9 protein-coding genes and 1 riboswitch are annotated in these 12,245 nt (G+C 61.8%); of the genes, 7 read left to right on the forward strand and 2 right to left on the reverse strand.

Annotated features, from left to right (window positions below; genetic code table 11):
- Positions 1 to 77: 77 nt before the first annotated feature.
- Entirely contained in the window at positions 78 to 1,406 is a 1,329-nt protein-coding gene (argA, locus tag AB5Z02_RS12765; protein WP_005345063.1) for an amino-acid N-acetyltransferase, read from the forward strand.
- A gap of 107 nt (positions 1,407 to 1,513) precedes the next feature.
- Positions 1,514 to 1,737, forward strand: a riboswitch (Lysine riboswitch).
- Between the two features lie 90 nt (positions 1,738 to 1,827).
- A complete protein-coding gene (gene lysC, locus AB5Z02_RS12770) occupies positions 1,828 to 3,180 on the forward strand; it encodes a lysine-sensitive aspartokinase 3 (protein ID WP_368216107.1) in 1,353 nt (450 codons plus the stop codon).
- Positions 3,181 to 3,262: 82 nt separating this feature from the next.
- Here lysC and AB5Z02_RS12775 read toward each other — a convergent pair whose 3' ends face one another.
- Entirely contained in the window at positions 3,263 to 4,348 is a 1,086-nt protein-coding gene (locus AB5Z02_RS12775; protein WP_368216108.1) for a hypothetical protein, read from the reverse strand.
- Positions 4,349 to 4,603: 255 nt separating this feature from the next.
- Between AB5Z02_RS12775 and AB5Z02_RS12780 the strand changes: the two genes are divergently transcribed.
- Positions 4,604 to 6,859 carry an LTA synthase family protein gene (locus AB5Z02_RS12780; RefSeq protein WP_368216109.1) on the forward strand — a complete coding sequence of 752 codons (2,256 nt, stop codon included), beginning with the start codon at positions 4,604 to 4,606 and terminating at the stop codon, positions 6,857 to 6,859.
- Positions 6,860 to 6,923: 64 nt separating this feature from the next.
- Here the strand turns inward: AB5Z02_RS12780 and AB5Z02_RS12785 are convergent, their stop codons facing one another.
- Entirely contained in the window at positions 6,924 to 7,940 is a 1,017-nt protein-coding gene (locus AB5Z02_RS12785; RefSeq protein ID WP_368216110.1) for a S66 peptidase family protein, read from the reverse strand.
- 265 nt (positions 7,941 to 8,205) lie between these two features.
- Here AB5Z02_RS12785 and AB5Z02_RS12790 point away from each other — a divergent pair, with 265 nt between their 5' ends.
- The 4 genes from AB5Z02_RS12790 to asrC all read left to right on the forward strand — a co-directional run bounded on the left by AB5Z02_RS12790 (position 8,206) and on the right by asrC (position 12,170).
- Entirely contained in the window at positions 8,206 to 9,048 is an 843-nt protein-coding gene (locus tag AB5Z02_RS12790; RefSeq protein ID WP_005333746.1) for a patatin family protein, read from the forward strand.
- Positions 9,049 to 9,248: 200 nt separating this feature from the next.
- Positions 9,249 to 10,307 (forward strand): anaerobic sulfite reductase subunit AsrA, encoded by a 1,059-nt coding sequence (gene asrA / locus AB5Z02_RS12795; RefSeq protein ID WP_368216111.1) that lies wholly within the window; start codon positions 9,249 to 9,251, stop codon positions 10,305 to 10,307.
- Between the two features lies 1 nt (position 10,308).
- On the forward strand, positions 10,309 to 11,148 hold the full coding sequence (asrB, locus tag AB5Z02_RS12800; protein ID WP_139746646.1) for an anaerobic sulfite reductase subunit AsrB: 840 nt from the start codon (positions 10,309 to 10,311) through the stop codon (positions 11,146 to 11,148).
- A gap of 11 nt (positions 11,149 to 11,159) precedes the next feature.
- Positions 11,160 to 12,170, forward strand: coding sequence for a sulfite reductase subunit C (asrC, locus tag AB5Z02_RS12805; protein WP_368216112.1), 1,011 nt, complete (start codon positions 11,160 to 11,162; stop codon positions 12,168 to 12,170).
- The last annotated feature ends 75 nt before the right edge of the window (positions 12,171 to 12,245 follow it).

The raw sequence follows: 12,245 nt of genomic DNA on the forward strand, positions 1-12,245 counted from the left end.
TCAATATTTAGTCTTGATTTGTGAATTAATTTTCATATATTGAGCCAATCGCTGTTTTTTTATGGAAGAAATATCAAGTGCGTGAACGCGAACCCAGTCTGGTCAATGCCTTCCGGCAATCCACCCCCTATGTCAATGTGCATCGGGGTGCCACCTTTGTGCTGATGATGGGGGGAGAAGCCATCTGCCACCCCAACTTCGCCAATATCGTCAGCGATATCGCCCTGCTGCAGACACTGGGCATACGCCTGGTGCTGGTGTTTGGTTCACGTCCGCAAAACGATGAGGCGCTGGCCCGCGCCGGTATCGAGGCCCAGTATCACAAGCGGATCCGGGTCACCGATGACGAGAGTTTCACCATCATCAAACAGGTGTGTGGCGGCCTGCAATATGACATCACCGCCCAGCTCTCCATGGGGCTCGCGAACACCCCCATGCAGGGGGCGCGGATCAGTGTGGTGAGCGGCAACTTCGTCACTGCCCAGCCGCTGGGGGTGGATGATGGCATCGACTTTTGCCACAGCGGCCGGGTGCGCCGCATCGACGTGGAGGGGATCACCCGCCAGCTCGACCAGAAGAGTCTGGTGCTCATCTCCCCCATCGGCTGCTCGGTCACCGGCGAGAGCTTTAACCTGAGCTCGGAAGAGGTGGCCCGCCGGGTGGCGGTCGACCTCAAGGCGGACAAACTCATCTGCTTTAGCAGCACCCAGGGGGTAATGGACAGACGCGGCGAGGCCATCTCCGAGCTCTTCCCCGAGCAGGCCGAAGAGCTGCTGGTGGAGCTGGAGCAGGCTGGCGAAGAGATGTCCGGCACCGCCCGCTATCTGCGCGCGGCCATTGCCTCCTGCCGTGGCGGCGTGCCCCGCTCCCATCTGGTGAGCTATCAGGATGATGGCGCCATGCTGCAGGAGCTGTTCAGCCGCGACGGCCTCGGCACCCAGATCGTGCGGGAAAGTGCCGAGCAGGCCCGCGCCGCTACCATCGAGGATATCGGCGGCATTCTGGATCTGATCCGCCCGCTGGAGGAGGAAGGCATTCTGGTGCGCCGCTCCCGCGAGCAGCTGGAGATGGAGATCGACAAGTTCACCATCATCGAGCGCGATGGTCTCATCATCGGCTGCGCGGCCCTCTACTGCTTTATGGAAGAGGCGATGGCTGAGATGGCCTGCGTCGCCATTCACCCCGACTATCGCAACTCCAACCGGGGGGATCAGCTGGTGGCCAAGGTGGCCGAGCGGGCCAAGCGGCTCGGCATTCGCCGCCTGTTCGTGCTTACCACCCGCTCCATCCACTGGTTCCGGGAGCGGGGCTTTGATCCGCTGGAAGTGGAAGATCTGCCGGTGGCGCGCCAGCGTCTCTACAACTGGCAGCGCCGTTCCAAGGTTTTGTCAAAGACCATTGCCTAAGTCATTGATCCTGCGTTGAGTTAGCTGACAATTTGAACTTTTTCACAAACTCGATTGACAGTGCAATCCAACGCAGGGTATTTCTAAATGCACTCCACCACCCTGGTGGAGCCAGAAGAGGAGCGCTGCCCAGGCAGCCCAAGGGAGGACGCCAGCGTCCGGTGAACTTGGGTCAGGGGGAGCAGCGCCGAGACGAGTGAGGAGACTGGTAACCTCAACGTCGGCTGCGGGGGCTGAATCCCCCGGGTTGTCATCGGTAGTGATCATCCCCCACCGCGCCCTGTCAGGGGCGGTACGGGATGGGCTCTGCAGGTGGAGTGCTTCTGGCCGGGATAGCTTCGTTCATTCCTGCCATTTTCAGCCTCCTCCTCTCTTTTTTGCCCGATGGAACCGGAATCTTAAAATAAGACAGGAGTAAGCAATGAGCCCGATCAATGTCGCCAAGTTTGGCGGAACCAGTGTCGCCAACTTCCCGGCCATGAATCACTGCGCCGATATCGTGCTGGCCAATCCCGCCACGCGGGTGGTGGTACTGAGCGCCAGCGCCGGTGTCACCAACCTGCTGGTCGCTCTGGCACAAGGGGAGCTGGACGAAGCGGGCCGCGACGAGCAACTGGCCAAACTGGCCGGGATCCAGCAGGCCATTCTGGCCGATCTCGGCAACCCCGATGATGTGAGCGCCCTCATTCATGGCCAGCTGGACGAAATTCGCCTCATGGCCCAGCAAGCCCACCAGCATACCGATGCGGAGCTGGCCGATCGCCTCATCGCCTGCGGCGAACTGATGTCTACCCGCCTCTTTACCGAACTGCTGCGCCAGCGCGGCGTCAAGGCCCACTGGCAGGATGTGCGCCAGCTGATGCGCACCGACAGCCGCTTTGGCAAGGCCACCGTCGATCTGGCCACCACCCGCACTCTCTGCCAGCAGACGCTGGGCCCGCAGCTTGGCGACAGCCTCATCATCACCCAGGGCTTTATCGGTGCCGATGGCGATGGCCGCACCACCACGCTGGGTCGCGGTGGCTCTGACTACAGCGCAGCCCTCTTGGCCGAAGCGCTCGATGCCGCCAGTATCGAGATTTGGACCGATGTGCCCGGCATCTACACCACGGATCCGCGCCTCGTCACCCGCGCCCGCCCGATCCCCGAAATCAGCTTTGTCGAAGCGGCCGAGATGGCCACCTTCGGCGCCAAGGTGCTGCACCCCGCCACCCTGCAACCGGCGGTGCGCCAGAATATTCCGGTGTTTGTCGGCTCCGCCAAGGACCCCGCCGCCGGTGGTACCTGGATCCGTGCCAGCACAGATTCAAGCCCGCTGTTTCGCGCCGTCGCCCTGCGCCGCCAGCAGGTGCTGGTGACCCTGCACAGCCTCAACATGTTCCACGCCTACGGCTTCCTGGCCGAAGTGTTCGGCATTCTGGCCCGTCACCGCATCTCGGTCGACCTCATCACTACGTCGGAGGTGAGCGTGTCATTGACCCTGGATCACACCGGCAGCCAGAGCAACGGCGAGCCGATCCTGAGCGACAAGGTACTGACCGAGCTGGGGCAGCTCTGCAAGGTGGAGGTGGAAACCGGTCTGGCACTGGTGGCGCTCATCGGCAACCGGATGAGCGAAGTGAACGGGGTGGGCAGTCAGGTCTTTGACGCCCTGCGCGAGCACAACATCCGGATGATCTGCTATGGCGCCAGCGCCCACAACCTCTGCTTCCTGGTCAAGGAGAGCGAGGCGGGCAATATCGTCAACCGCCTCCATCAGGAGCTGCTGGACTGACCCTCACCGCGAGGCGAACCAGACCATGCAACAGGGCGCCAACACGGCGCCCTGTTCATTTGTATTCCGCAGGTGTGTTGGCTCAGGCAAGGCTGGTGGCAGGCAACTGACAGGCCAAGGCTTCCCGGCGCAGTTGCTGCAAGCGGGCCAGCAGCCCGGTCTGGCCGAGCTCCGTCTCCTGAGGCGAGAGATTGTCCACCAGCAGCGGATAGTGATCCGTCACCGCCAGCATCAACCAGTCGAGGCGACGCAGGGTGAGCGGGCCGCAGCTCTGGCCGCTCAGATCATCGGCCACATCGAGCCGGTGGCTGCGATACATGTCCCGCCACCAGTTGGCGACCAGCGCCTCGTCGCTCGCCAGCGCAGCGCTCCACTCCCCTTGCAGGGCGTGCAGGCGGGCCAGCACGGGGGCACTGGCCCCTTCGCGGATCAGGTGGTGGATCTCCCGTTTCACCCATTTCAGGCAGAGTTCACGCCAGTAGCGAAATTGCGGCAGAGGATCGGCCTCATCGAGCCAGAGTCCGGAGAGGGTGCGGGTCTCCAGTCGCTCCGGCACATGGAACTGCGGGTCGACCAGACCGTTGGAGTTGTATTCAAAGCGGGGATCGAAGGTCCACATATAGCCAAAGTCGAACACGCAGATCTGCTCGCCGTCATCGAGCAGGTTGCCCGGGCTCGGGTCCCAGTCAAACCAGCCCCAGCGGGCCAGCTCACCCTGCACCTCCAGCATCTGGGCCAGATTGCGTTCGTTGAGCTGATGGACCGGCACACCCCGCAACCAGGGGGAGACCAGCACCCCGGCGCGCGCCGAGCCAAAGCTGGTGCAGACCACGTGGGAGAGGACAGTAGGATGCAGCTCCCGCAGCGCCTCGATTTCACGCCGCCGCTCCAGCTCGGTCAGAAAGGCGGTCTTGCCATCGAGGTTGGCCACCAGTGAATCCTGACGGCGCCGCTTGAGACACCAGTGATGCCCCTCCACCTTGAGGTGAAACACCTCGGCGGTGAGACCGTGGCGATAGACCTTGACCACAGCCGGATGGCTATCCTTCAGCTTGACCAGTTGGGCCAGCGGCAGCGGGCAGTCGCGCTCGCGTCCGATCCGGATCTCTTCCTTGCTCTCCAGCATGCGCAGCAATCTGGCCTGACGTGCCATCACTTTGGGATTCATACATGTACCTCCAGTCGCTATCGAGAGACTAAACAGCAGACCCCTCCCAAGCCAGTGGCAAAACCCCATGATGACGCTTTCATCACATATTCCGAACAACCCCTCGATCGGGATCACAATTTGCAAGGTTGAGCTGTAACCAAATATTCATTAAGTGGTCATTAAATTGACAAGCTGAAACAAGGCCCGCACCATCGGGTCAAACTCTATGCGGATGAACGATCTCTCCCTCACTCGCTCAAAGGATGAGCTTATATGAATCGCCCCTCCTCAGGCCGCCCCCGCGTCCTGAGTCTGCCCTCTCTGCTGCTTGCCCTGCTGGGCGGATTGCTGCTGCTGACCCTGTTGTTGCCGCTGATCAATCCCGGTAGCTGGCTGGGCCGTGCCCAGCCGCTGGTGCTGGGCCCCGCCGACAACCCGCTGGCCACCCTCACCCGCCACGCACTGCTCTATAAAAGCGACAGCCGCGGCCTCTATCTGGTGGTGCGCAGCCAGTGGCAGTTGCGAGGGCCGCTGCAAGCGGGGGACAAGGTGCGGGTGGAGCTGCTCAACGACAAGGGGGAGCGGATCGACCAGCTGAGTCAAGCGGTGGATAAGCGTCAGGTGTGCCGCAATAACCGCTGCACCCTGGATCTCAACAGCACCCTGCGCGCCCCGGATGACGCGCTAGCCAGCCGCTATCAGTTGCGCATCGGTCTGCTGCTCAAGGATCGCCCCGAGAGCGGCGATTTCAGCCAGATCCTGCAAACCCTGCCGGAGCAGGGCTTCAACCTCACCTATCTGGTGGTGAGCCTGACGCTGGTGCTGGCCCTGAGCGCCGCCGTGCTCAAGACGGTGCTGCCAACGCTGCGCCGCAGCCTGCGCTGGCGGATCATCGGTAGCCTGCTGCTCGGCAACCTCACCTTCGTGTTGCTGCACGGCTTCGTGGTGTTCAAGCTGGGGGAGTTTCTGCTCTGGTCAGGCTTTCGCCCAGAGCACTACTATCTGGCCTGGGGCAGCATGGTGCTGGGCTGGAGCCTCTGCGCGCTGGCGGGCTTCAACCTCTATATGGGGCTGGTCTTTACCGCGCTTTCCGGTATAGGTCTGCTGGCCAACTTTATGAAGATCGCCATCTACGGCGTGCCGCTCGGCGGGGACGATTTTGGCAACCTGCTGGCGCTGCTGCGGATCCTGCTCGACCAGCACCCCATCCTGCCCATCTTCACCGTGTTGCTGGCACTGTTTCTCTGCTGGCGCTTTGCCCTGTCACGCTGGGTGCTGCGCACAGCCGCCGCCACCGTCGCGTTCTTTGCCCTGTGCGTCTTTGCCACCCAGACCGGCAACAAGCTGCTGGGAGCCAACATTCGCTACGTGGATCGCGCGGTCAACTACCACAGAGACATCATCCGCTCCGGCCCCGGCCTCTATCTGTTCAATCTGGTGGACGAGATGTTGCAAAGCGGCAGCGTGTTTCGCTACCCCTTGCAGATCAACGAGCTGGCCCCGCAGCTGAGCTATCCGCCCCAGGGCATAGCGCCGCGCTGGGATCTGGTGATCGTGCTGCAATATGAGTCGCTCTGGCTCGACTGGAAGGGGCGGATCTGCGCCCCGGCTCCCACCCTCGCCCTGCCCGCCAGCGTGCAGCAGTGGCAAAAGACCATCCACTCCCCCACCACCGGCGGCATGACGGTGCTGGCGGAGTTCGAGATGAACACCGGCCTGCCGGTGGGCTTGCTCAAGCAGGGGGTTGTGCCCTACTACTACCTCTCGCAGCAGGTGCCGGGGTTGGCCCAGAGCGCCAGACAGAGCGGCTACCAGACCCTGTTCGCCCACCCCTATGTGGAAAAATTCTGGGGCCGCGCCAAGGCGATCCCGGCGCTCGGCTATGAGGAGCGCTGGTTCGACACCCGCTTCACCACCCTCGAGCACAAGGGGCTCTATATCTCCGATGATGCCCTCATCGACCACCTGCTCAAGCGCAGCGAACAGGATGACAAACCGCTGTTCGCTTATGCGGTCACCATGCAGGGACACGGCCCCTTCGATGGCCCCCGCTATCAGGGGCAGGAGCGCAGCGGCGCCTGCCCGAACCAGAGCGAGAGTGACACCCAGCTGCTCAACACCTACTACACCGGGGTGGTGGATGCCATGGCCTCGCTGGAGCGACTGCTCAAGACCCTAGACCAGTCAGGCAAGCGCTATCTGGTGGTGGCCTTTGGCGATCACCAGCCATTTTTGATGTCCGCCGGCAAGGGCATTCACGGTGACAAGCCTGCGCGCGATGCCACCTACCAGATCCCCATGATGGCCTTCACCCGCGCAGATGATCCCCTCAATCTGGCGACCCAGTTTGCGCCGGTGCGCCAGCTCTACCAGATGGGTCAGGCCACCCGCCAGCTGCTGGCGGGGGATATCACCCCCATCGAAGAGAAGCCCCTGCTCCATCCGGTGCTAGGCGAGGAGAAAGGCTTCGACCCATCAAGCCTGGTGCCGCAGATCCGCGCCAGCTTCCGGCCCGATGCCCTGCCCTGATCACGCCCCCCAAAAACAGACAAGGCCGCATCCGCGGCCTTGTTGTTGGACATACATTTCGCCCTCATTCTGCTCGCCACCAGGGCTGCAGCAAGGTGAGCTGCTGGCGGTCGAGGTCGAGCGCCACCTCGATACCCAGCGGCAGCGTCAACATGGGGTGGGTATGGGCGCAGTCAAACTCCGCCAGAATGGGGAAGTTCGGCTCCCCCACCACCTCCAGCAGGATATCGAGTGGGCGCTTACCGCTACCCTGATCGTTGAACAGCTCGTGCTTGCCGAGGATAAGCGCGCCGATCCGCTCAAACACCCCGCACAGCTTGAGATGGGCAAAGGAGCGCTCCACCGTCTCGGCAGATTTCAGGCTGTCTTCCAGCAGCAGAATGTCACCAGACTCGATGGCTGGCATATAGGGGGAGCCCCAGATCCCCGCCATGGTGTTGAGGTTGCCGCCAATCAGTCGTCCCTCAACCCGACCTGAACCCACCGAGATCAGCCAATTGGGCTGGCACTGCTTGGCCCGGGTCTGATTCTCCCAGTCCAGCCGTTCATCACTCCATTGCACCGGGGTGGGCAGCGTGCAGGGGACGCCAGCTTCGTCGGCCAACGCAATCTGTAAAAAACTGGCCAGCGTCTCATCCGCCAGCGGCGGCAACTCGCCAAAGGAGGCCACCAGCGCCGGGCCATAAAAGGTAACCAGGCCAGTTTGGGCATGGATGCCGAGCAGCAGCGCCGTCACATCGGAGTAGCCAACGATGATCTTGGGATCGCGCCTCAGCGCCTCAAAATCGAGGTAGGGCAGCAGGGAGTTGGAGTTGCTGCCACCAATCACCGACATGATGCAGCGTACTTCTGGGTCGCGAATAAGGGCATTGAGCTCCTCGGCCCGCGCGGCGATGGAGCCGGAACGCCAGTGATCCTGCTGGCCGGTGAGGCTGCCCGCCTTGAGCCTAAAGCCCTGCCCCTCAAGAAAGGCTTTTGCGCGGGCAAAACGGTTGGGTGCCCAGGCGGTCGCCGCGCTGGAGGGGGAGAAAAAAGCGATGGTATCGCCACGTTGGAGCAGCGGGGGAACCAATAACGTCATGACACACTCATCCTTGCCAATATCCAGCCATCGCAGAGTCGTTGAGACTCCTACACAACCCCGTTGATCACAACGGGTTTATCACTATCGTTTAGAAATACCAAACACTTTATTCATTATTAACAGATATTCTAAACACTATCCCCTTCCTAGAATGACCTCATTGCGATGGCCAACCCCGGTTGGTTGTCAGAACGGTCGGCCTGACAGCCCGGACGTTCTCTTTCCCACTTTTTCTCTCTGACTTATCAATGAGGTGCCTGTCATGAACAAAAACGCATCCCCCAGCGCATTGGTTGTAGAAGGCGGCGCCATGCGCGGCATATTTGCCAGCGGCGTGCTGGATGCGTTTATCGAGCATGACTATCGCCCCTTCGACTTCGCCATCGGCGTCTCGGCGGGGGCCACCAACTTGCTGGCTTATCTCGCCAGCCAGCATGGCCGCAGCCACGAGATCCTGACCAAACTGGCATGCAGCCAGCAGTTTATGGATCCCCTGCGTTTTGCCAAGGGGGGCAATCTGGTGGATATCCACTGGCTGTGGAACACCAGCTGCCGCAAGTATCCCCTCGACATTCACGCCTACCGGGAGACCGGCATCCCCTTCTATGCGGTGGTGACCAATACCCTGACCGGCAAGGCGGAGTACATCCGGGTCAAGCCGGAGAACATGAACGAGGTGCTGCCCGCCAGCTGCGCCATTCCCCTCGCCTCCCACGAATACCCGGAAGTGCACGGGGTACCGATGACAGATGGCGGGGTGGCCGACTCCATCCCGGTGATCGAGGCCTACCGCCGCGGTGCCCGTCACCTGACGGTGATCCTCTCCGAGCCCCTTGGCTACCGGCTCAAGCCGATGCCCTTCCCCTGGATGATCCGTACCCTGCTCAAGACCCGCCCCGCGCTGGCACAGGCGCTGGAGCAGCGGGATCGCAGCTACAACGAGGCGCTCGATTTTATCGCCAATCCGCCGGAGGACTGCCAGATCGAGGTGATCGCCCCGGCCGACTACTTCCCCGTTTCCCGTTTCACCCGCGATATCAACAAGCTGGAGATGGGATACGTGATGGGCAAGTGCGCAGGCTATCAGGCCGCCCTGCTCAATTGATAAGGATTTTACAGGCATGACCCGACCTGTCGCGACGCTCGCGCCGCCAACACAATAACAATCGGGTCAGTTGAGCAACATGAGTCATAAAAACAGACCGCGGCGAGGCAAGCGCGGCCAGAACCGATGCCAGACATCCTGACCGGCCCGCTCCTCATCCCTATGCCAGGGCATCTCACCCTCATACAAGGTGTTTATTTATGTCGTTTCTTCTCACCCATCCCGCGCTGGCGCAGCTGTTCGAGCGGCTGCTGCCCGATTACCGGATCATGGCGCCCGCGGCCGAATATCGGGGCGGCCGCTTCTCCGACACCGACAACGTCACCTATCACAGCATCCGTCATCTGGCCGATCTGGTGTGGCAGGAGAAGTCCCACTTCTCCCCGAAAGAGGTGGTGCTCCCCATCACCCAGACCCTGTTCCACTTCGACAATCTGGAGCTGCGCGAATCCAAGGTGGAGGCCAAGCCCACCCTGCTGTTCTTGCGCAGCTGCGATATCCACGCCCTGCGCAGGCTGGATCAGGTCTACCTGAAAAACGGCCAGAACAGCGACGTCTACTACGCCCGGCTGCGCAGCAAGCTCAAGCTGGTACTGCTGGAGTGCCGCGAGAGCTTCGAGAACTGCTTCTGCGTCTCCATGGGCAGCAACGAGACCCAGGACTACGCCGCCGCCATTCGTCTGAGCGATGAGGGTGCCCGTATTGAGGTGAAGGATCCCGAGCTGCTCGGCTACTTTACCGAACTGGGTGAATCCAACGACTTCACCCCGGAATTTGTCCAGAGCAACCCGGTCAAGGTACGCACCCCGGACAGCGTCTGTGACGACCCCCAGCGGATCCGCCAGATCCTCACCGCCCATCCGGTCTGGGCCGAGTACGACAGCCGCTGCATCGGTTGCGGCCGCTGTACCACCTCCTGCCCGACCTGCAGCTGCTACAGCGTGCACGACCTCACCTATGCGGAGAACCCCCAGCAGGGCGAGCGCCGTCGCCAGTGGGCCAGCTGCATGGTGGATGGCTTTAGCGACATGGCCGGTGGCCACGGTTTTCGCGCCAAGCATGGCGAGCGCCTGCGTTATCGCGCCCTGCACAAGGTCAACGACTACAAGGCCCGTCAGGGGGAGGAGCACATGTGCGTCGGCTGCGGCCGCTGCGACGATCGCTGCCCTCACTACATCTCCTTTAGCAACATCATCAACAAGATGACCGATGTGGTCGAACAGACCATCGCAGCCGACAACGCGCAGGGGGCGAACTGATATGTGCCAGTGCCAGCAAACCGCAACAGCAGAACCGCAGCAGGTAGCAATCGAGAACCGCCTGCTGCCCAAGGCCTACACCATTCTGGCCATCGAGCGCCACACCGAGCTGGAGTGGAACTTTCGGGTCTCCCGCGACTTTGATGTCCACTACGGCCAGTTTGTGGAGATCTCCCTGCCCACCGTCGGCGAGGCGCCCATCTCGGTCTCCGACTATGGCGATGGATATGTGGACCTGTTGATCCGCAAGGTCGGCAAGGTGACCGATGCGCTGTTTGCCCTCGATGTGGGCGACAAGGTGTGGATGCGCGGCGTCCACGGCAACGGCTATCCGCTGGAGACCTACCGCAACCAGCACCTCATCGTGGTGGCGGGCGGTACCGGCGTCGCGCCGGTCAAGGGGCTGCTGCGCCGCTTCAGCAAACATCCGGAAGAGGTGAAATCCCTCGACATGATCCTCGGCTTCAAGAACGAGCAGGCGGTGCTCTATCGCCACGAGATGCCGCTCTGGGCCGAGCAGCAGAACCTCATCGTCACCCTGGATGAGGGTAAGGAGAGCGAGCAGTTTCGCATCGGCCGGGTCACCGACTACATCGACCAGCTGGATCTCGCTGACAAGGAGGATATCCAGGTGATCGTGGTCGGCCCCCCCATCATGATTCGCTTCGTGGTGCTCGCCTTCCTCGAACGGGGCATCCCCAAGGATCGCATCTGGGTCGACTACGAACGCCGCATGGCCTGCGCCGTGGGCAAGTGTGGCCACTGCCGGATGGGCGACACCTATATCTGCGTGGATGGACCGGTCTTTCGTTTTGACCAGGCCCAGCATCTGATCGACTGAGGGAGAACACCATGAGTCTCGATATCGACATCATCAAGGCCCGCGCCAAGAACGAATACCGCCTCTCAAAGGTGCGCGGCGAAGCGATGATCAGCGTACGCATTCCCGGCGGGATCATGCCCGCCCACCTGCTGGCAGTGGCCCAGCAGATCGCCGAACAGTATGGCAACGGCCTGATCCACCTCACCACCCGCCAGAAGCTGGCGATGCCCGGCATCAAGTATCAGGACATGGACAAGGTCAACGCCGCCCTCGAACCCTTTATCAAGGAGATCGAGGTGGAGACCTGCGGCATCGAGGTAGAGGACACCACAGCCGGTTACCAGACCATCGGCGGGCGCAACATCGTCGCCTGTCAGGGCAACAGCATCTGCCAGAAGGGCAATATCGACTGCACCGGGCTGGCCCAGCGGATGGAGAAGCACCTCTACCCCACCCCCTATCACCTCAAGATGGTGATCGCCGGCTGCCCCAACGACTGCGCCAAGGCCAACATGGCCGACTTCGGCATCCTCGGCATCGCCAAGATCCACTTCAATGCCGAGCGCTGCATCGGCTGCGGCGCCTGCGTCAAGGCATGCAGCCACCACGCGGTGGATTGCCTCGCCATCAAGCATGGCAAGGCGGTCAAAGAGGAGAGCAAGTGCATCGGCTGTGGCGAGTGCGTGCTGGCCTGCCCGACCCTGGCCTGGCAACGGGATCCCAAGCAGCTCTACATGGTCAAGCTGGGGGGACGCACCAGCAAGAAGACCCCTCGTACCGGCAAGCTGTTCCTCAACTGGGTGACCGAAGAGGTGCTGCATGCGGTGATCAAGAACCTGTTCGAGTTCGAGGCCGAGATGCTGGATGGCAAACCCATCTACCTGCACATGGGTCACCTTATCGACCGGGCCGGTTATCACAAGTTCAAGGAGCGGGTGCTGCGCGGCGTCACCCTCAACCCGGAAGCCATGGTCGCTGACCGCATCTTCTGGGCCGAAGATCAGTACGTCGCCAACATGCACGTCAAAGCGGTGCAATAGGAAAAACCTCGTTTGGGGAAGCGTGATCAAGTGGCCGACACCGGTGGGGATCTGTCGTTGGCCCGGGCGTAGATC

The organism is Aeromonas sp. R2-3, from assembly GCF_040908375.1.
GTDB classification, from domain to species: Bacteria; Pseudomonadota; Gammaproteobacteria; order Enterobacterales; family Aeromonadaceae; genus Aeromonas; species Aeromonas veronii.

Coding starts and splice junctions, on each gene's coding strand:
- lysC (WP_368216107.1), top strand. CDS start 1,828: ATGAGCCCGATCAATGTCGCCAAGTTTGGCGGAACCAGTGTCGCCAAC.
- AB5Z02_RS12775 (WP_368216108.1), bottom strand. CDS start 4,348: ATGAATCCCAAAGTGATGGCACGTCAGGCCAGATTGCTGCGCATGCTG.
- AB5Z02_RS12780 (WP_368216109.1), top strand. CDS start 4,604: ATGAATCGCCCCTCCTCAGGCCGCCCCCGCGTCCTGAGTCTGCCCTCT.
- AB5Z02_RS12785 (WP_368216110.1), bottom strand. CDS start 7,940: ATGACGTTATTGGTTCCCCCGCTGCTCCAACGTGGCGATACCATCGCT.
- AB5Z02_RS12790 (WP_005333746.1), top strand. CDS start 8,206: ATGAACAAAAACGCATCCCCCAGCGCATTGGTTGTAGAAGGCGGCGCC.
- asrA (WP_368216111.1), top strand. CDS start 9,249: ATGTCGTTTCTTCTCACCCATCCCGCGCTGGCGCAGCTGTTCGAGCGG.
- asrB (WP_139746646.1), top strand. CDS start 10,309: ATGTGCCAGTGCCAGCAAACCGCAACAGCAGAACCGCAGCAGGTAGCA.
- asrC (WP_368216112.1), top strand. CDS start 11,160: ATGAGTCTCGATATCGACATCATCAAGGCCCGCGCCAAGAACGAATAC.